Raw genomic sequence first — 18,812 nt, 5'->3', positions numbered from 1 at the left:
AGCGAATGGATCGCATCGCAGAGTTCCGGGCAGTGATGGCTGTCGCCGAGGGAGCAGCGCAGCAGGAGGGAGTGGCTGTGTCTGTGGTGCACGTGGCGTTCGCCGCGGCGACGACGACCGGGATCCAAAACAGCACCGCCCTCGCGGTGCAGGCCTTCGGCAACGCACGCGGCTGGGGAGCAGCGGCGGTACGGCGACCCGTCCGCGATCGGCTCCTCCCTCGTCGGCGGGTGCACTACGACGACGCTGTCCGCCGGGCCGTCGAAAAGGCCGCAGCGAGCGGATCGCCGGACATCCGGTCGATGCTCCGGTCGATTCTGGCGGAGGGAGGGCTCGACCCGCTGCGTGAGCCGGTCGAACGTTCCGGCGGCGACCTCGGGCAATGGCTGGCCGCTGATGACTGACGGCGGCACACATCGCACGATCCTCGAGGTCCAGGGGCTCGGCAAGACGATGGGCGCGGTGGACGTGCTCCGCGACGTCTCCTTCACGATCGACGCCGGCGAGGTGGTCGGACTCGTCGGACCCAACGGCGCCGGGAAGACCACCCTCATGCGCACCCTCGCCGGACTGTACGAGCCCTCGCGGGGCAGTGCGCTCGTCCTCGGTCACGCAATCGGCACGACGGGGGCTCGACGAGCCCTCAGCCTCATGCCGGAGGAGCCGGACCTGTACCCGGGTCTGAGCGTTGTGGAGCACGTCCGGCTGATCGAGCGGCTGAGCGGCTCACCCCGGAACGAGTCGCTCGGACCGTCGCTCCTGGAGCGCTACGGACTGAGCGACAAGCAGGACCTCCTCCCCCATCAGCTCTCGCAGGGGATGCGCCGCAAGCTCGCTCTCGTTCTTGCGCTGCTGAAGGGCGCCGGGCTCCTCCTGCTGGACGAGCCGTTCAACGGCCTCGATGCCGTCTCGGTGCGCGAGCTCCGGAACGAGGTCCGGCGGCTGGCCGAGGAAGGCTGCGGCGTGCTGCTCTCCATGCACGGGTTGACCGAGCTGGAGCGCATCGCCGATCGAGCGGTGATCCTGCACGCCGGGAGGATCGCGCACATTGCGCGTCTCGGGCGCGACGATCTCGAGGGGCAGCCGCCTCTGGAGGACGTCTATCTCCGTGTTGTGGGAGCTCTTCGCGATGACGACCACTGAACGAACGCGGCGTCTTCCCCTTGCAGGAGCGCTCGCTCTCTCCCGGGCCTACCTGCGCATCCGCATCCGCAGCACCACGGCCCTCGTGACGAATCCCCTCGCGATCGTCGTCCTCGTGATCGCTGCGTCGAGCGGCGTCTGGCTCCTGGTTCGGGGTGGGGCCGGCGGCTCTCCGACGGAGTCGCCCCCCACGCGGATCGCGGGATTCGTCCTCGGTCTCTCTCTGATCGTGGTGTCACTGACAGCGCAGCGGGGTTCGCCGCTGCGGTTGCAGCCCGCGGACGTGTCCTGGGTGCTGCAGAGCCCGAGTGGTCCGCGCATCGTCGTGGTGGTGCATGCGGTCGCGACCGCGGCGATCGCGTTCGCCAGTACCTCCGCGGCGTCGGCGACGGCGCTGCTTCTCCGTGGCGAGCCGGTCGCGTGGGGCGTGCTCTCGGGGTGCGCGATGACGGCCGTCCTCCTCCTGGTTCGGGCGACGTCCCTGACCAGCCACCTCCTCGGAAGAATCATCCGGCCTGATCGGCGCCGTTACGCGCTGACCTGCGTCCTCGCCGCAGGCGCGGTCTGGATCGCCCTCGGGGTGCAGTCGCTGCTCGTGGGCGAGGACTCCATCGGGTCGGCCGCGATGAGCGCCGCCGGGCTCTTCTTCGAGGTGATCCTCGCGCCCGAGGCGAGCGGACTCGCGCACGCCTCCGCCACCATCGGCGTCCTCCTGCTGTCGAGCATCGCCGTCGTTCTGCTCGTCCGGCGAGCCGGAATCTTCGTCGAACCCGCGGTCGAGGAGAGCATCCTCGCGAACCAGCTCACCCGAGTCCTCTCCGGCGAGTCGAACCGGACTCTTTCCGGCCGGGGCTACGCCGTCGGCCGTCCCTCATGGACGCGATGGCCCGACTCCGCGGTCGGCGCGGTCCTCGTGTGCCACCTGGCACAGACTCGGCGCCGGCGCTGGCAGGAGCCCCGCACTGCGCTCGCCCTCCTCGCCGTGGCGGTGCTCTCCAGCCTGCTGCGGGACAGCGTGCCGATGCCGCTGGGCGGACTTCTCCTCGTGCTGATCCTCGCGCTTCCGGGTCCGTCTCAGGCGACCGCGCAGGACCTCGACCACCAGCACCTTCCGCTCTCCGACGTCTCGATCGCCCGAGCCGGATTCGCCGGTGTCGGGCTTCACGCCCTCCTCTCGTCGGCCGTGTCGCTGCCCGCCGTCGTTCTCTGGGCCTCGGTGTACTTGCACGGGATCGGCTGGGGTCTGCTCGCAGTCCTTCCTCTCGCGCTCTGCTGCACGAGCGCTGCGCTCGCGGGGATCGGATCACGCGCCTTCTCGGATCTGCTTCTCGGTCGGGTGGTCGCGGCGGTCGCGCTCACCATGCTGCCGGTGGCCGGCGCCGCCTCCAGCCTTGCGCTCCACGGCCAGGAGAACGACGCACTCCGTGTCCTGGTGACTCTCTCCGCCGCACTGCTGATCTCCTGCCTGCTCTCCTCCGGTCTTGCCTGGGCCGTCCTCGAGTCCGCCAGACCTGCCCGATCGTCACGCGCACCCGGGGTCTAGGGTGCAGTCATGCCCCGTGCCATGGCCGACCTCGACTTCCGCCGGCAGCAGTGGGAGCAGCGCTACGCGCCCCACGTCGCCCCGATCAACCGCTGGATCGACGAGCTGCGGAATCCGTACGACCGCGGCTGGCTCCCCTACGTCGCTACCCTGCACGGCGGCACCGAGGCGCGGGTGCTGAGCATCCTCCGCGACCCGGGCCCCGGCACTCGGGACGGCGCGGGCAGCGGGTTCCTCTGCACGGAGAACGACGACGGCTCCGCCGAGCTGATGTCGCGCCTCCTCATGGACGTCGGACTGTCGCCGTTCGATCTCCTGCCCTGGAACGCCTACCCCTGGTACATCGGCAAGGCGCCGACCGCGGAGCAGCTCGACGCGGGGATCCCGACCGTCCTGCACCTGCTCGACCTCGCACCGAGCATCGACGTCGTCCTGCTGCAGGGCGCCGACGCCGACCACGGCTGGCGCCGCCTGCTCCGGCTGCACCCGGGCATCGAGCGCGAGCGCGGCCTGGCCGTTGTGCGCACGTTCCACCCCTCGCAGCAGGCCCTCTTCACGAAGGACCCGATCGAGCGGGCGGCGCGGGTGGCTCGCCGCGAGGCGGCCTTCGCGGAGGTCGCGGAGCTGCTGCGCTGAGCGGCTCGGCACGCGCGCACAGCGGCGCCAGAAACGACGAAGCCCTGACGAGTGCTGTCCGCGATCGGACATCCCATCAGGGCTTTCTGTCGGGCTGACAGGATTTGAACCTGCGACCCCTTGACCCCCAGTCAAGTGCGCTACCAAGCTGCGCCACAGCCCGTGGCAGTCCGGACCGAGGCCCGGGCAACTCGACTACCTTAGCGGATCGCGGGGCCGAGAGTGAAAACGACCGACGCTCGGCGCCCGTAGAATCGCTGAGGCGGTGCGCGCCGGGCGGACCGGAGCGCGCGCCCTACAGGAGGCAGCAGCAGTGGACGCGCGGCAGAAGCGATCGCAGGTGGCCCTGCACCGAGCCATCATCGATCTGGCGACTGCCAGGGACGTCTCCAGCCTCACGGTCTCCGAGATCACCGATCGTGCCGGCGTCAATCGCTCCACCTTCTACGCGCACGCGACCTCGGCCGCCGAGCTGCTCTGTGCGGCACTCGCCGACGAGCTCGACGCGATCCGCGACGAGTATCTCTCCACCCTCCGCACCGGCGCGGCGACCGACGCGACCATCCGCCAGGGCACCGCGCGGATCCTCGCTCACCTCGAGACGCGCCGCGACCTCTACCTGCGGGCGTTCGATGCTCCCGGCGGCGACTCGGGTGTCCGGGCGATGCTCGCGCTGCACTTCCGCGCGGCCGTCCTCGCGACGCTCGAGACCGGGACGCTGCAGCTGCCCGACGGCGACGACATCACCGCGTTCCTCGCGGACGGCACCGCCTCCTTCCTCGCCGCCGGTTCGACCGGCCTGATGGAGGCGTGGCTGCGGCTCCCCGAGCCGCGCACTCCCGAGACCTACCTCGCGGCGTACCGGCGGCTGCTGCCGTCCTGGTGGCCGTTCGCCACGCAGGACTGACGCCCGCGGGCATCGATCCGTCACGAGTGGTCGGGTCGGCGCGCGGAGCACGACCGTTCCTGACCATCGATCGCCGGATGCGCGGGCGGGGGTGGATCTCGATACGCCCGCTCCGCGGACTACTCGATCAGCATGCTCCGGCACGCAGAACGACGAGCCGGAGCCGCCGTGACAGAACGTGTCAGCGCGCGCGCTTCTCCCGCACGCGCATGTTGACGTTCACCGGCGAGCCCTGGAAGCCGTAGATCTCGCGCAGGCGGCGCGCGATGTAGCGCCGGTAGCCCGGGTCGAGGAAGCCGGTGGTGAACAGCACGAATGTCGGCGGGCGCGAGGACGCCTGGGTGCCGAACAGCACGCGGGGCTGCTTGCCGCCGCGCAGGGGGTGCGGGTGCGCCGCGGTGAGCTCGGCGAGGAACGCGTTGAACTTGCCGGTCGGGATGCGGGTGTCCCAGGACTCGAGGGCGAGCTCGAGCGCGGGCACCAGCTTCTCGAGGTGACGCCCGGTCTTCGCCGAGATGTTCACGCGCGGAGCCCACGCCACGTGCGCGAGGTCCTTCTCGATCTCGCGCTCGAGGTAGCGGCGGCGCTCGTCGTCGAGGAGGTCCCACTTGTTGAAGGCGAGCACGAGCGCGCGGCCCGACTCGAGCACCAGGTCGATGATGCGGACGTCCTGCTCCGAGATCGGCTCGGAGACGTCGATCACGACGACCGCGACCTCCGCCTTCTCGAGCGCGGTCGAGGTGCGCAGCGACGCGTAGAAGTCGGCGCCCTGCTGCAGGTGCACGCGGCGGCGGATGCCCGCCGTGTCGACGAAGCGCCAGATCTTGCCGGCGATCTCGACCTGCTCGTCGACCGGGTCACGGGTGGTGCCGGCCAGCTCGTTGACGACGACCCGCTCCTCCCCCGCGGCCTTGTTCAGCAGGCTGGACTTGCCGACGTTCGGGCGGCCGAGGATGGCGACGCGGCGCGGGCCGCCGACCTCGCGCTTGGCGACGAGCGACTCGAGCGGCAGCTTCTCCAGCACCGTCTCGAGCAGGTCGGCGACGCCGCGGCCGTGCACGGCCGAGACGGGGTGGGGCTCACCGAGGCCGAGCGACCACAGTGAGGCGGCGTTCGGCTCCTGGCGCACGTCGTCGACCTTGTTGGCCGCGAGGAACACGGGCTTCCTGGTCTTGCGGAGCAGCTTCACGACGTGCTCGTCGGTCGCGGTCGCGCCGACGTTCGCGTCGACCACGAAGATGACGGCGTCGGCAAGGTCGATCGCGATCTCAGCCTGCATCGCGACGGAGGCGTCGATGCCGCGGGCGTCGGGCTCCCAGCCGCCGGTGTCGACGACGGTGAACTGGCGGTCGAGCCAGTCGGCCTTGTACGAGACGCGGTCGCGGGTGACGCCGGGGGTGTCCTCGACGACGGCCTCGCGGCGGCCGAGGATGCGGTTGACCAGCGCCGACTTGCCCACGTTGGGCCGGCCGACGATCGCCACGACCGGCAGCGCCGGGAGGTAGCGGATCTCGTCGGGGTCCTCGCTGGCGTACTCGAGGAGGTCGCGGTCCTCCTCGTCGAGGTCGTAGTCCTCGAGTCCGCTGCGCAGCGCCTGGGCGCGCGAGGAGGCGAGCTGCTCGTCGAGGTCGCCGAGGCGCTCGACGAGGTCGTCGTCTCCGAAGTTCAGCTCGTCGTCACCGACGTGCGTGTCCTGTGCCATGACCGGCCCTTGCTCTCGAAGTTCGGACCTCGGCGATGACCGCATCGACGGTCTGCTCGAAGTCGAGGTGAGTGGAGTCGAGAAGAGTGACTCCGTCTGCGGCGTTCATGAAGTCCACCACCTGGGAGTCGGCGCGGTCCCTGGACCGCAGTGCCTGACCCGTCGCTTCAGCGGATTGCGTGGTGACTTCGCGCGAACGCCTCGCCATCCTAGCCTCTTCGCTCGCCGTCAGGAGGATCCGCACCCCGGCGGTCGGCGCCACGACCGTCGTGATGTCGCGCCCCTCGACGATGATGCCGGCCTTCCGGGTCTCGCCGATGATGCGGCGGAACAGCAGCGTGATCCGCCGGCGCACCTCCGGGACCTTCGCCACGGCCGAGACATGACCGGTCACCCGGGGCTCCCGGATCGCGGCCGTGACCTCGGTCCGGCCGACCCAGACCGAGTAGGACTCGGGGTCGGTGCCGATGGAGTAGTCGAAGCCGTCGAGCGCGTCGACGATCGCGTTCTCGTCGGCGAAGTCGAGCCCGGTGTCGAGGCCGTGCCAGGCGAGCGCGCGGTACGCGGCGCCGGTGTCGAGGAACTCGAAGTCGAGCCGTCGGGCCGCCTCGCGCGAGACGCTCGACTTGCCGCTGCCGGCCGGTCCGTCGATCGCGACGACGACCGCGTCGCCGAAGTCGGGCACGTCGTCGGTGTGCGAGCCGCTCGCGCGCTCGGGCGCCGCTCCCCCGTCCTCCGGGATGCTCTGCTGCGCGCGGCGGGCGGGCGTCATCCGGTTCAGACCGCCCTCCTGCCTGTTCTGCTCCGTGCTCATCCGGCGATCCTCCAGCCGCGTGCGGTCAGTTCCTCGGTCAGCGGGCCGACGGCCTCCGGCACCACCGAGATCTCGGCGAGGCCCACGCGGCGCCCCTCCGCATGCTCGAGGCGCACGTCCTCCAGGTTGACCCCGGCCTCGCCGATCTCGACGAACAGCCGGGCGAGAGTGCCCGGGGTGTCGTCGACGAGGACGATCAGGGTGGAGAAGCGCTGGTCCTGGCCGTGCTTGCCGGGCAGGCGGGCGACGCCGGCGTTGCCCGCGGCGAGGTGCTCGGCGAGCAGGCGGCGGGCACCCGGGGCGTCGAGGTCGCGCAGGGCGTCGGCGACCGCGGCGACGTCGTCACGGAAGGCGTCGAGCACGGCGACCACGTGCTCGCGGTTCGCGCCGAGGATCTGCACCCACAGCTCCGGGGCGGAGGCGGCGAGCCGCGAGACGTCACGGACTCCCTGGCCCGCGAGCCGCAGGGCGTCGTTCGGCGCGTCGACGAGCCGCTGCCCGAGCAGGGAGGAGATCACCTGGGGCGCGTGCGAGACGAGGCCGACCGAGCGGTCGTGCTCCTCCGGGCCCATCTCGATGATCGAGCCGCCGAGGTCCAGCGCGAGCGCCTCGACGCGGGCGAGTGCGTCCGCGGGCGTCTCGCCGTCGCGGCAGATCACCCAGGGCCGTCCGACGAAGAGGTCGCCGCGGGCCGCGACCGGGCCGCCGCGCTCGCGACCGGCCATCGGGTGCGAGCCGATGTAGCGGCTGAGGTCGAGGCCGCGGGCGCGCAGCTCGCGCAGCGGCTGCATCTTGACGCTCGCCACGTCGGTGACGACCGCCTCGGGGAACGCGGCGAGCTCGCGCTCGACGACGCCGGCGACGACGTCCGGCGGCACGCAGACCACGATCAGCACGGGCCGGTCGCCCGCGGAGGCGGCGCGGCCGGCCCCGTAGTCGATGGCGAGCGAGAGGCTGGCGGGCGAGGCGTCGTCGAGGACGACGTCGACCCCGCGCGAGGCGAGGCCCAGGCCGATCGACGCGCCGAGCAGGCCGGAGCCGACCACCCGCACCGTCCCCGTCGTCCGCATCGCGGGCGGGGCGGGGTGCAGGAGCTCGTTCACCCCGACAGCCTACCGATCAGGCCGACGCCGCTTGTCCTGGCCGCTGCGCCGCACACCGGAGTCGGGCCGCTCGGCACCGTTCGCGGAGGGGCGTCGCCGGTCCTGCGGCGGCGTCGCGCGGTCGTCGGCGCGCAGCGCATCGGAGGGGCGCTCGCGCGGCCGCTCGTCGCGACGGCGCTCGTCCGAGCGACGCTCGCCGCGGTCGTCGGCGCGACGCTCGGGCCGCTCCTCGGAGCGACGGACCGGGCGATCGTCCGAACGGCGCTCGGGCCGTTCGTTCGACCGGCGCACGGGGCGGTCCTCCGACCGGCGCTCCGGCCGCTCCTCGGACCGCCGCACGGGCCGCTCCTCCGAGCGCCGCACCGAGCGCTCCTCGGTCCGCCGCTCTCCGCGCCCCTCGGTCCCCCGGTCGTCCGCGGTCTGCGGCCGCGGCCGCCGCGCGCCCGCGCTCGCCTGGCGTGTCGGCTCCGGCTTCGCCACCGGCGCCTCGCCGCCCTGGCGCGAGATGGTCAGCAGCGCACCCAGCTCGTCGCGGGTCAGGTCGCGTAGGTCGCCGGACCGCAGCGAGCCCAGGTGCAGCGGGCCGAACTGCCGGCGCACCAGCTCGAGCACCGGGTGCCCGACGGCCGCCATCATCCGCCGGACGACGCGGTTGCGCCCGGAGTGCAGCGTGATCTCGACGAGCGACGCGTTCGAGCGCCCCTCCGGCCGGCCGAGCAGCCGCGCCTTGTCGGCCGCGACCGTGCCGTCCTCCAGCTCGACGCCGGCGGTCAGCGCCGCGATCGTCTGCGGCAGCACCTGCCCGTGCACCTTCGCGATGTAGGTCTTCGTCACCCCGAACGACGGATGCGCGAGCACGTGCGCCAGCTCGCCGTCGTTGGTCAGCACCAGGAGCCCCGAGGTCTCGGAGTCGAGACGGCCGACGTTGAACAGCCGCTCCTCGAAGTTCTGCGTGTAGGTCCGGAGGTCGGGCCGGCCGTTCTCGTCGGAGAGCGAGCTGACCACGCCGACCGGCTTGTTCAGCATCACGTAGCGGCGCGAGGTGTCCAGCTGCACGGCGACGCCGTCCACCTCGATCCGGTCGTTCTCCGGGTCGATGCGGCGGCCGAGCTCGCTCGCCACCTCGCCGTTCACGCGGATCCGCCGCGCGACGATCATCTCCTCGACGACGCGGCGGGAGGCGACCCCCGCGGCCGCGAGGACCTTCTGCAGTCGTTCGCCCTCGGGCAAGTCAGCCGCGCTCATCGAATCCGTTCCGTCCGTCGCTCAGTAGGGGGGAGATCTTCGGCAGCTCGTCGAGCGAGGCGAGGCCGAGATGGACGAGCAGCTGCTCGGTGGTGCCGTAGAGGACCGCGCCGGTCTCGGGGTCGCTGCCGACCTCCGCGATCAGGCCGCGGCCGAGGAGGGTGCGCGCGACGGAGTCGACGTTGACCGCGCGGATCTGCGCGACCTGGCCGCGGGAGATCGGCTGCTTGTAGGCGATGACCGCGAGCGTCTCGAGGGCCGCCTGCGACAGCTTGGTCGGGTTCTGGGTCAGCACGAAGTCCGAGACGACGGAGTCGTACTCGCGGCGCACGTAGACCCGCCAGCCCCCGCCGACCTCGCGCAGCTCGAAGCCGCGGCGGATGCCGCCGTCCGTGCCGTCGAAGTCCGCGGCGAGCCGCTCGACCGACTGCCGGACGACCGGGATCGGCCGCGAGAGCGCCGTGGCGAGCGCGGCGAGCGACTGCGGCTCGTCCGCGATCATCAGGATCGCCTCGACGGCGCGGTCGATCTCGAACGCAACGGTCCCGGGACCGGCGACGGCCGCGGAGTCGGTGCTCGTGGGCTCACTGGTCATAGTCGGCCCCCAGGTGCGCGAGGCTCGCGTCCGACCAGTTCTCGGCCACCCACTGCAGGGTCAGCTCGCCGAGCGGCTCCGGCTGCTCGAACGCGATCGCGGCGTGCCGGTAGAGCTCGAGCACGGCGATGAAGCGCGCCACGATCACGCCCTTCTCGTCCGCATCGGCGACGAGCTCGCGGAAGGTCGCCGTCGTCCGCTCGCGCAGCACGGCCACGATGTACGCGGCCTGCTCGCGGATGCTGATCAGCGGCGCGTGCAGGTGGTCGAGCCCGACGGTCGGGATCTCGCGCGGCGCGAGCGCGAAGTCGGCCAGCGCCGCGAAGTCCTCGGGCGAGAGCGTCCAGACCAGCTCCGGCTTCTTCGCGCGGAACTCCTCCTCGAGCGGCACCTGGCGCACGTGCCGGCCGGTCTCGGCGTCGATCCGCTCGGCGAACCACGCCGACACCTGCTTGAAGGCGCGGTACTGCAGGAGCCGGGCGAAGAGCAGGTCGCGCGCCTCGAGCATCGCCGCGTCCTCCGCGTCGACCAGCTCGCCCTGCGGCAGGAGCCCGGCGATCTTGAGATCGAGCAGGGTCGCCGCGACGACCAGGAACTCGGAGGCGCGGTCGAGCCCCTCGGCCGTGTCGATGCCGTGCAGGTAGGAGAGGAACTCGTCCGTCACCGCGCTCAGCGCGATCTCGGTGATGTCGACCTGCTGCTTCGCGATCAGGCTCAGCAGGAGGTCGAAGGGCCCCTCGAAGTTCGACAGCGCGACGGTGAAGCCGCGGGAGACGGGGGCGGTGTCCGCCTCCTGGTCGAGCAGGAGCGCCTCAGGCGACCGCGCCACGCGAGATCAGCTCCCTGGCGAGCTTGCGGTACGCCTTCGCCGCGTTGTGCTCCGGCGCGAACGTGGTGATCGGCACCCCCGACACGCTCGCGTCGGGGAACTTCACCGTGCGCCCGATCACGGTCTCGAGCACGCTGTCGCCGAAGGCGTCGACCACCCGGTCGAGCACCTCGCGCGAGTGCAGCGTGCGCGAGTCGTACATGGTCGGCAGGATGCCGTCGAGCTCGATGACCGGGTTCAGCCGGTCGCGGACCTTGTCGATCGTCTCGATCAGCAGCGCGACGCCGCGCAGGGCGAAGAACTCGCACTCGAGCGGGATGAGCACGCCGTGGCTCGCGGTGAGCGCGTTCACGGTGAGCAGGCCCAGCGACGGCTGGCAGTCGATCAGGATCACGTCGTACTCGGCGCTGACCTTGCGCAGCACGCGGGCGAGGATCGTCTCGCGGGCGACCTCGTTGACGAGGTGCACCTCCGCGGCCGACAGGTCGATGTTCGCGGGGATGATGTCGAGGCCGGGGACGCGGGTCGGGCGGATCGCCTCGCTCGGGTCCTTGACGGTGCCGAGCAGCAGGTCGTAGATCGTGATCGCGTCGTAGGTGGCGACGCCGAGACCGGCGGACAGCGCGCCCTGCGGGTCGAAGTCGATGGCCAGCACGCGGCGGCCGTACTCGGCGAGCGTCGCGCCCAGGTTGATGGTCGTCGTCGTCTTGCCGACGCCGCCCTTCTGGTTGCAGAGCGAGATGATGCGCGCGGGCCCGTGCCCGGTCAGCTCGACCGGGAGCGGGAAGTCGCGCAGGGGCCGGCCGGTCGGGCCGAGCGTCGGGGCTTCGAGACCGGTGAGCTCGGCCTTGTCGTCCGTCTTGCGTGTCACCTGCGTCGCCTCGCTTCCCGTGTCGGCGTGCGCTCCCGCGCGGCCTCCGTCGAGTGTACCGGCGACCTCGTCGTCGTCCCCGCCGCCGCCCCGGCGTCCGCCGATCTCGAGGAGACCGCTCCCGACCCGTGCTGGTCGAGCAGCCGCGAAGCGGCGTATCGAGACCCGCCGTCGTGAACACGCCGGCCCCTCGGCCCCACCGTTCCGGAGCAGCCGGATCTCGATACGCCCGCTCCGCGGACTACTCGATCAGCATGATGCGCCCCGCCCCCTCAGCGCCGCGCCCGCGGGTGCGCCGTCGTGTACACGTCGCGCAGCGTGTCCGCCGTCACCAGCGTGTAGATCTGCGTCGTCGCCACCGAGGCGTGCCCCAGCAGCTCCTGCACCACCCGCACGTCCGCCCCGCCCGCGAGCAGGTGCGTCGCGAAGGAGTGCCGGAACGTGTGCGGCGAGATCTCGCGATCCAGCCCCGCCTTCTCGGCGACCGCGCGGATCACCAGCCACGCGCTCTGCCGCGACAGCCGGCTCCCGCGCACGCCGAGGAACAGCGCCGGCGTCGCCCGCCCGCGCCGCGACAGCTCGGGCCGCGCCCGCACCAGGTAGTCCTGCACCGCCTCGCGCGCGAAGCTCCCGAGCGGCACCATCCGCTGCTTCGAGCCCTTGCCGGTCAGCCGCACGACCTCCGAGTCGAAGACGTCGTCGACACTCAGGTCCACCGCCTCCGAGATGCGCGCCCCGGTGGCGTAGAGCAGCTCCAGCAGCGCCCGGTCGCGCAGCTCCGACAGCTCCTCACCCCGGGCCGCCTCGAGCAGCGACGCCATCTGCTCGACCGTGATCGCCTTGGGCAGCGTCATCGGCAGCTTCGGCGGCAGCACATCGTGGGCGACGTCGTCGGCGACGTGCCCCTCCTCCAGCGCGAAGCGGTGCAGCCCGCGCACGCTCGAGAGGATGCGCGCCCGCGAGCTCGCCGCAAGCGGCCGCTCGGCCCGCGCCGCGAGCCAGGAGGCGAAGTCCCCCACGTCCGAGCGCCGGAGCGTTGCGAGATCGGTGACGCCGCGCTCCTCGAGCCAGCCGAGGTACAGCCCCAGATCGCGCCGGTACGCCGCGATCGTGTGCGCCGAGAGTCCGCGCTCGACGCTCGCCTGCCGGAGGAAGGCGTCGGCGATCGCGGGCGGAGTCACCCCCGGCGGACCCGCGGGTGCCGCGTCCACGGCGAGGAGGCGTCGCCCAGCCCGGCCCAGCCGCGCGCGCGGAAGGCGTGCGCCGCGAGCACCGCGAGGCACAGCGACGGGTTCTGCACCCGCCGTGCGAGCACGGCGTCGACCGCCTCGTCGAGCGCGACCCAGCGCAGCTCCATGTCGGCCTCCTCCGCCTCGCGCTCGAAGGCGGCGTCGGTGGCGGAGAGATCGCGCGCCAGGTAGATGCGGATCACCTCGTCGCTGCCGCCGGGCGAGGTCGCGAACTCCGAGAGCAGGTCCCAGCGGCCGGCCCGCAGGTCGGTCTCCTCCCCCAGCTCGCGCTGCGCGGCGAGGAGGGCGTCCTCCCCCTCGATGTCGAGGAGGCCCGCCGGGATCTCCCACTCGCGGGTGCGCACGGGGTGGCGGTACTGCTTGATCAGCGCGACGCGGTCCTCGTCGTCCAGCGCGAGCACCGCGACGGCGCCGGTGTGGTCGAGGAACTCGCGGCGCAGCTCGCCGTCGCCGTAGCGGAAGGTCTCGGCGCGGACGCCCCAGACCATGCCGTCGAAGACGCGCTCGCTGGTGAGGATCTCGGGCTCGACGAGCTCGTCCGAGAGCAGGAAGTCGGAGGCCGGCGCGTCCGAGGGCACGGAGTCGGTCGCGTCAGTCATCGGAGCCGGCCTCCGACGCCGGGAACAGCCGCGACGCCTCCTGGCGCTCGAGCGCCGCGGTCACGAGCCCCTTGAAGAGCGGGTGCGCGTTGTTCGGCCGCGAGCGCAGCTCGGGGTGCGCCTGCGTGCCCACGTAGAACGGGTGCTTCTCGCGCGGCAGCTCGACGTACTCGACGAGGCTGCCGTCCGGGGACGTCCCCGAGAACCACAGGCCGGCCTCGGCGATCCGGTCGCGGTAGCCGTTGTTCACCTCGTAGCGGTGGCGGTGGCGCTCCGCCGCCTGCGGCGCTCCGTAGACCTCTGCGACGATCGAGCCCTCGGCGAGGTCCGCCGTGTAGAGGCCCAGGCGCATCGTGCCGCCCATGTCGCCGGCGGCGAGGATCTCGACCTGCTCGGCCATCGTCGCGATGACGGGGAACTCGGTCTCCGGGTCGAACTCGGAGGACGACGCGCCCTCGAGTCCGGCCTCGTTGCGTGCGTACTCGATCACCATGCACTGGAGCCCCAGGCACAGGCCCAGGGTGGGGATGCCGTTCTCGCGGGCGAAGCGCAGCGCGCCGAGCTTGCCCTCGATGCCGCGGATGCCGAAGCCGCCGGGGACGCAGATGCCGTCGAGCTCGGAGAGCGCCTTCGCGGCCGCCTCCGGGTCCTCGAGTCCGTCGGACGCGATCCAGCGCAGGACGACCTTGGTCTGCTGCGCGAAGCCGCCGGCGCGCAGCGCCTCGGTGACCGAGAGGTACGCGTCCGGCAGGTCGATGTACTTGCCGACCAGGCCGATGGTCACCTCGTGCTTGGGCTCGTGCACGGCCTCGAGCAGCTGCGACCAGCCGTCCCAGACGACCTCGCCGGCCGACAGGTCGAGCTGGTCGATGATGTACGAGTCGAGCCCCTGCTCGTTGAGCATCGAGGGGATCTCGTAGATCGAGGCGACGTCCTTCGCGTTGACGACGGCCTGCTCGTCCACGTCGCACATCAGCGCGATCTTGCGCTTGTTCGACTCCGACACCGGCCGGTCGCTGCGCAGCACGAGCGCGTCCGGCTGGATGCCGATCGAGCGCAGCGCGGCGACGGAGTGCTGGGTCGGCTTGGTCTTCTGCTCGCCGGAGGCGTCCATGAACGGCACGAGCGAGACGTGCACGAAGAAGACGTTGCGGCGGCCGAGCTCGTGGCGCACCTGGCGGGCCGACTCGATGAAGGGCTGCGACTCGATGTCGCCGACGGTGCCGCCGATCTCGGTGATGATCACGTCGGGCTGCGGGTCGTCCTCGGCCTGCAGGCGCATGCGGCGCTTGATCTCGTCGGTGATGTGCGGGATGACCTGGACCGTGTCGCCGAGGTACTCGCCGGCCCGCTCGCGGGCGATCACCCGGGAGTAGATCTGACCGGTGGTGACGTTCGCCGCCTGGTTGAGGTTGATGTCGAGGAAGCGCTCGTAGTGCCCGATGTCGAGGTCGGTCTCGGCGCCGTCGTCGGTCACGAAGACCTCGCCGTGCTGGAACGGGTTCATCGTCCCGGGATCCACGTTGAGGTACGGGTCGAGCTTCTGCATCACGACGCGCAGTCCGCGCGCGGTGAGCAGGTTGCCGAGGCTGGCGGCCGTCAGGCCCTTGCCGAGCGAGGAGACGACCCCGCCCGTGACGAAGATGTGCTTCGTGACCTTCGCGGGGGCGGTGTCGCGCCCGGCCGCAGAAGTGTCGGAAGAGGAAGAGGAAAGGCCCGAGTTCGAATTGTCCACCACGGGGTTCCACCGTAACAGCAGAACCGGGTCCGGGCGCCGCCCCCGCCGATTTCGCACCGGTCGGGGGGCGGCGCACCGCGCGTCGTCAGCGCCGCCGGCTCGACTCGAGCAGCTCGCGCGCGTGCGCCAGCGCGTTCTCGGAGTCGGTCAGCCCGGACAGCAGGCGCGCCATCTCGGACACCCGCTCCTCCGCGTCCAGCTGGGTCACCGCACTCGAGGTGACCGAGCCGTCCGAGCCCTTCTCGACCCGGAGGTGGTTGGTCGCGAAGGCCGCGACCTGGGCCAGGTGCGTCACCACGATGACCTGCGAGGTCTCTGCCAGGCGCGCCAGCCGGCGCCCGATCTCGATCGCCGCCGCACCGCCGACGCCCGCATCGACCTCGTCGAAGACGAACGTCGGCACCGGATCGTTCGCCGCCACGACCACCTCGATCGCGAGCATCACCCGCGAGAGCTCTCCCCCGGAGGCGCCCTTCGCGAGCGCGCGCGGAGTGGCGCCGGTGTGCGGCTGCAGCAGCATCTCGACCGTGTCGCGCCCGTGCACCGTCGGCTCGCTCGCGCTGCCGACCTGCACGTGCAGGCGCGCGTCGGCCATGGCCAGCGCGGTCAGCTCGTCGCTCACCCGCGCGCCCAGCTCGGCGGCGGCCGCGGTGCGCAGCTCGGTCAGCCGGTCGGCGAGCCGCTCGACCAGATCGGCGTCGGCGGCGGTGTCGGCCTCGAGGGCTGCGATCCGCTCGTCGTCGCCGTCGAGCTCGAGCAGCCGCAGCCCGGAGGAGTCGACGAGGTCGAGCACGTCGTCGAGAGTCGGTCCGTAGGTGCGCGCGAGCGCGGAGAGCTCCGCCCGGCGGTTCTCGATCAGCTCGAGGTCGTGCGCGCCGTCGAGGTCGAGCTCGGCGAGGTAGGAGGAGAGGCCGGCCGCGACGTCGCCGAGCAGGACCGACGCCTCGCCGAGGGTCTGGGTCAGCGGCTCGAGCGCCGCGTCGTGCTCCGCCGCGCGCTCGAGCACCCGGCGGGCGATCTCGACGAGACCGAGGGCGTCGCGGCCATCGAGCTCCTCCGAGGACACGGCCTCGCGGGCCTCCCCCGCGGCGATGCGCAGCTGCTCGATGCTGCCGAGCCGCTCGGACTGCGTCGAGAGCTCGACGTCCTCGCCGCGCTGGGGGGCGACCACCTCGATCTCGGCGAGGGCGCTGCGGAGTCGCTCCGCCTCGCGTGCCCGCGACTCGCGCGCCGTGGTCAGCTCGTCGAGCTCCTCGCGGTTGGCCCGCCAGCGCTCGAAGGCGCTCGCGTAGTCGCGCAGGGCCTCCCCCAGCTCGGGTCCGCCGAAGCGGTCGAGCGCGTCGCGCTGCGCGGCCGCCGAGCGGAGCCGGATCTGGTCCGACTGCCCGTGCACCACGACGAGCTGATCGGCGAGCTCGCTGAGCACGCTGACCGGGGCACTGCGGCCGCCGACGACGGCGCGGCCGCGCCCCTCGGCCGAGACCGAGCGGGCGAGCAGCAGCTCGGGGCCGTCGAGGTCGCCACCTGCGTCGTGGACGCGGTCCGCGACCGCACCCTCCTCGGGCACCAGCCAGCGACCCGACACCCAGGCCTGCTTGCTGCCGGAGCGGACGGCGGACGCGTCGGAGCGCGCGCCGAGCACGAGGCCCAGGGCGGTCACGACCATGGTCTTGCCGGCACCGGTCTCACCGGTGACGGCGGTGAATCCCGGTCCGAGCGGGAGGGTCGCCTCGGCGATGACACCGAGGTCGCGGATCTGCAACTCCTCGAGCATGCGGCTACTCCGTCTCCGCCGACCCCCGCCATCCGCGGATGGGGAGACCGAACTTCTGCACGAGGCGATCGGTGAACGGGGCGTCGTGCAGGCGCGCGAAGCGCACCGGCACGGGCGAGCGGCGGTAGACCACCCGCGCCCCGGGCGGCAGCTCGTAGGTGCGCCGGCCGTCGGCCCAGAGCACGCCGACGCCGTCGGTGCGCTCCTTCACCTCGACGGCGAGGCTGGAGTCCGGCCCCACGACGAGCGGGCGGGCGAACAGGGCGTGCGCGCTGAGCGGCACGAGCAGCATCGCCTCGAGCGTGGGCCAGACGACGGGACCGCCGCCGGAGAAGGCGTAGGCGGTCGAGCCGGTGGGCGTCGAGACGACGATGCCGTCGCAGCCGAAGCTGGAGAGGGGACGACCGTCGACCCCGACCATCACCTCGAGCATCCGCTCGCGGCTGCCCTTCTCGACGGTCGCCTCGTTGAGAGCCCAGGTCTCGTAGACGACGGCGTCGTCGATCTTGACGCGCACCTGCAGCGTCATCCGCTCCTCCACGGCGTAGTCGCCGTCGAGCGCGCGCGCGACCGCGTCGTCGAGGTCGTCGCGCTCGCTCTCGGCGAGGAAGCCGACATGGCCGAGGTTCACTCCGAGCAGCGGAGCCGTGCCGGTCCGGACGATCTCGGCCGCGCGCAGGATGGTGCCGTCCCCGCCGAGCACGAAGACCAGCTCGATCTCTTCCAGCGTGACGTCGGTACCGAGGACGGCCACGTCGCTGAGCTCGGGCGCGGTGCGGACGATGTCGCCCTTGTCGTCGGCGCAGAGCACGGGCCGGGCTCCGGACCCGCGGAGGCGTCCGACCACGAGGATCGCCGCTTCGAGGGAGTCCGCCCGTCCGGTGTGGGCGATGACGAGGATGTTGCGCTCGCCAGGAGGGGACTGCATCGAGTGGGTGTCCTTCGGGTCGATCGACGGCGGCGGACACGATCGCGTCACCCGAGGGTGAGCGCGGTGACCGCGTCCCTCCATTCTGTCGGAATCGTTCCGCGGTCGCGGTGGAGGTGCACCAGATACTCCTGATTCCCAGCGCCACCCGGGAGCGGCGAGGCGATCAGACCGCCCACTCCGAGTCCCGCGTCCCAGGCGGACCAGAGCACGTCGGAGAGTGCCTCGCGCCGGAGCTCCGGATCGCGAACGATCCCCTCCTTGATGCCGAGGCGGCCCACCTCGAACTGCGGCTTGACCAGCACGACGAAATCGGCGGTCGGCGTGACGGACGCGGCGACGGCCGGCAGCACCATCGACAGGGAGATGAAGGAGACGTCCGCGACGACGAGGTCCGGCACGACATCCGTTCCGGAGGCCGCTGCGAGCGAGGTCGCCGTCATCTCCCGAGCGTTGAAGCCCTCGACGACGCGCACTCGCTCCTCGGAGCGGATCCGAGGAGCCAGCTGCCCGTGTCCGACATCGAGCGCGATCACCGTCGCGACTCCACGCTCCAGGAGGACCTGGGAGAACCCGCCCGTGGAGGCGCCGACATCCAGGGCATTCGCGCCGTCGACTCGCACAGTGGGGAAGGCGTCCAGGGCGGCGATGAGCTTGTGGGCCGCCCGGCTGACGTAGTGGTCCAGCGAGGCGACGGCGACCTCCTGCTCGGGCCGCACTCGGATCGACGGTTTGAGCGCCGGCGCACCGTCCACAGTGACGACGCCGTCGGCGATCATGCGCGCAGCATGCACTCGGGAGCGGGCGATGCCTCGCGTGGCGAGTGCGGTATCGAGCCGCTGGTCCTCGGAGTCGGTCATCGAGCGGAGTCACCACCCTCGAGCCGGATCCGAAGCTGCTCCTGCAGTTCCGCGTAGGCGGCTGCCCGCGATGCCAAGGGCGACTGCTCGATGTCGTCGAGACGATCGCCGAGCTCGACGCTCTCGCTTCCGGACGTGCGGTCCTCGGACATCGTCACTCCTCACGGCGCCGCGTCGAGCGGCTAGCGGCTCTCCTGGAGAACCTCTGGTTAAACAGCGATGGCCACCCATTTCTGGGTGGCCATCGTGAATTGGTGTCCGGCGGTGTCCTACTC

The 18,812-nt window shown here is 72.1% G+C and carries 18 protein-coding genes, 1 tRNA gene and 1 pseudogene; 5 read left to right on the top strand and 15 right to left on the bottom strand.

What is annotated here, in order from left to right:
* Positions 1-5: 5 nt before the first annotated feature.
* The 4 genes from MT350_RS14600 to MT350_RS14585 all read left to right on the top strand — a co-directional run bounded on the left by MT350_RS14600 (position 6) and on the right by MT350_RS14585 (position 3,322).
* A complete protein-coding gene (locus tag MT350_RS14600) occupies positions 6-404 on the top strand; it encodes a hypothetical protein (RefSeq protein WP_243599813.1) in 399 nt (132 codons plus the stop codon).
* Positions 397-1,143 (top strand): ABC transporter ATP-binding protein, encoded by a 747-nt coding sequence (locus MT350_RS14595; protein WP_243599812.1) that lies wholly within the window; start codon positions 397-399, stop codon positions 1,141-1,143. The genes MT350_RS14600 and MT350_RS14595 overlap by 8 nt, the downstream gene beginning before the upstream one ends.
* A gap of 292 nt (positions 1,144-1,435) precedes the next feature.
* On the top strand, positions 1,436-2,686 hold the full coding sequence (locus MT350_RS14590; RefSeq protein WP_243616225.1) for a hypothetical protein: 1,251 nt from the start codon (positions 1,436-1,438) through the stop codon (positions 2,684-2,686).
* 9 nt (positions 2,687-2,695) lie between these two features.
* Positions 2,696-3,322 (top strand): uracil-DNA glycosylase, encoded by a 627-nt coding sequence (locus MT350_RS14585; protein WP_243616224.1) that lies wholly within the window; start codon positions 2,696-2,698, stop codon positions 3,320-3,322.
* A gap of 89 nt (positions 3,323-3,411) precedes the next feature.
* On the opposite strand, the gene MT350_RS14580 is transcribed toward MT350_RS14585, so the two are convergent.
* A tRNA-Pro gene (locus MT350_RS14580) sits at positions 3,412-3,485 on the bottom strand.
* A 177-nt stretch (positions 3,486-3,662) separates the two neighbouring features.
* Between MT350_RS14580 and MT350_RS14575 the strand changes: the two genes are divergently transcribed.
* Entirely contained in the window at positions 3,663-4,229 is a 567-nt protein-coding gene (locus MT350_RS14575; RefSeq protein WP_243599809.1) for a TetR family transcriptional regulator, read from the top strand.
* A gap of 181 nt (positions 4,230-4,410) precedes the next feature.
* On the opposite strand, the gene der is transcribed toward MT350_RS14575, so the two are convergent.
* From der to MT350_RS14505, 14 genes and pseudogenes are all read right to left on the bottom strand, one after another.
* On the bottom strand, positions 4,411-5,931 hold the full coding sequence (gene der, locus MT350_RS14570) for a ribosome biogenesis GTPase Der (RefSeq protein ID WP_123735983.1): 1,521 nt from the start codon (positions 5,929-5,931) through the stop codon (positions 4,411-4,413).
* Positions 5,906-6,745: a (d)CMP kinase gene (gene cmk, locus MT350_RS14565; protein WP_243616223.1), complete on the bottom strand. Its 840-nt coding sequence runs from the start codon at positions 6,743-6,745 to the stop codon at positions 5,906-5,908. The genes der and cmk overlap by 26 nt, the downstream gene beginning before the upstream one ends.
* A complete protein-coding gene (locus tag MT350_RS14560; protein WP_243600272.1) occupies positions 6,742-7,815 on the bottom strand; it encodes a prephenate dehydrogenase in 1,074 nt (357 codons plus the stop codon). Before MT350_RS14560 ends, cmk begins: the two co-directional genes overlap by 4 nt.
* A 501-nt stretch (positions 7,816-8,316) precedes the next feature.
* Positions 8,317-9,093 (bottom strand): annotated as a pseudogene (locus MT350_RS14555) (pseudouridine synthase); the annotation flags it as partial.
* Positions 9,080-9,688: an SMC-Scp complex subunit ScpB gene (scpB, locus tag MT350_RS14550; RefSeq protein WP_243599807.1), complete on the bottom strand. Its 609-nt coding sequence runs from the start codon at positions 9,686-9,688 to the stop codon at positions 9,080-9,082. The gene scpB and the pseudogene MT350_RS14555, both read right to left, overlap by 14 nt.
* Positions 9,678-10,517, bottom strand: a complete 840-nt coding sequence (locus tag MT350_RS14545) for a ScpA family protein (protein ID WP_243599806.1) — start codon at positions 10,515-10,517, stop codon at positions 9,678-9,680. The genes scpB and MT350_RS14545 overlap by 11 nt, the downstream gene beginning before the upstream one ends.
* On the bottom strand, positions 10,501-11,388 hold the full coding sequence (locus MT350_RS14540; RefSeq protein ID WP_243599805.1) for a ParA family protein: 888 nt from the start codon (positions 11,386-11,388) through the stop codon (positions 10,501-10,503). Before MT350_RS14540 ends, MT350_RS14545 begins: the two co-directional genes overlap by 17 nt.
* Before the next feature lie 272 nt (positions 11,389-11,660).
* Entirely contained in the window at positions 11,661-12,569 is a 909-nt protein-coding gene (gene xerD / locus MT350_RS14535; RefSeq protein WP_159422428.1) for a site-specific tyrosine recombinase XerD, read from the bottom strand.
* Complete coding sequence (locus MT350_RS14530) at positions 12,566-13,237, bottom strand: NUDIX hydrolase (RefSeq protein WP_243599804.1); 672 nt, start codon at positions 13,235-13,237, stop codon at positions 12,566-12,568. Before MT350_RS14530 ends, xerD begins: the two co-directional genes overlap by 4 nt.
* Entirely contained in the window at positions 13,230-14,993 is a 1,764-nt protein-coding gene (locus MT350_RS14525; RefSeq protein WP_279396484.1) for a CTP synthase, read from the bottom strand. The genes MT350_RS14530 and MT350_RS14525 overlap by 8 nt, the downstream gene beginning before the upstream one ends.
* A gap of 67 nt (positions 14,994-15,060) precedes the next feature.
* Positions 15,061-16,749 carry a DNA repair protein RecN gene (gene recN / locus MT350_RS14520; RefSeq protein WP_123446036.1) on the bottom strand — a complete coding sequence of 563 codons (1,689 nt, stop codon included), beginning with the start codon at positions 16,747-16,749 and terminating at the stop codon, positions 15,061-15,063.
* Positions 16,750-16,753: 4 nt separating this feature from the next.
* Entirely contained in the window at positions 16,754-17,677 is a 924-nt protein-coding gene (locus MT350_RS14515; protein WP_243616222.1) for an NAD kinase, read from the bottom strand.
* Positions 17,678-17,724: 47 nt separating this feature from the next.
* The gene (locus MT350_RS14510; protein ID WP_243599802.1) at positions 17,725-18,537 is read right to left on the bottom strand and encodes a TlyA family RNA methyltransferase; all 813 of its coding nucleotides are present in this window, start codon (positions 18,535-18,537) and stop codon (positions 17,725-17,727) included.
* A complete protein-coding gene (locus MT350_RS14505) occupies positions 18,534-18,689 on the bottom strand; it encodes a hypothetical protein (RefSeq protein WP_165909240.1) in 156 nt (51 codons plus the stop codon). The genes MT350_RS14510 and MT350_RS14505 overlap by 4 nt, the downstream gene beginning before the upstream one ends.
* Positions 18,690-18,812 lie beyond the last annotated feature (123 nt).

Origin of the sequence: Rathayibacter sp. VKM Ac-2928, from assembly GCF_022815545.1 — a bacterium.
Taxonomy (GTDB): domain Bacteria; phylum Actinomycetota; class Actinomycetes; order Actinomycetales; family Microbacteriaceae; genus Rathayibacter; species Rathayibacter festucae.
This window is presented reverse-complemented; position numbering and strand designations above follow the sequence as displayed.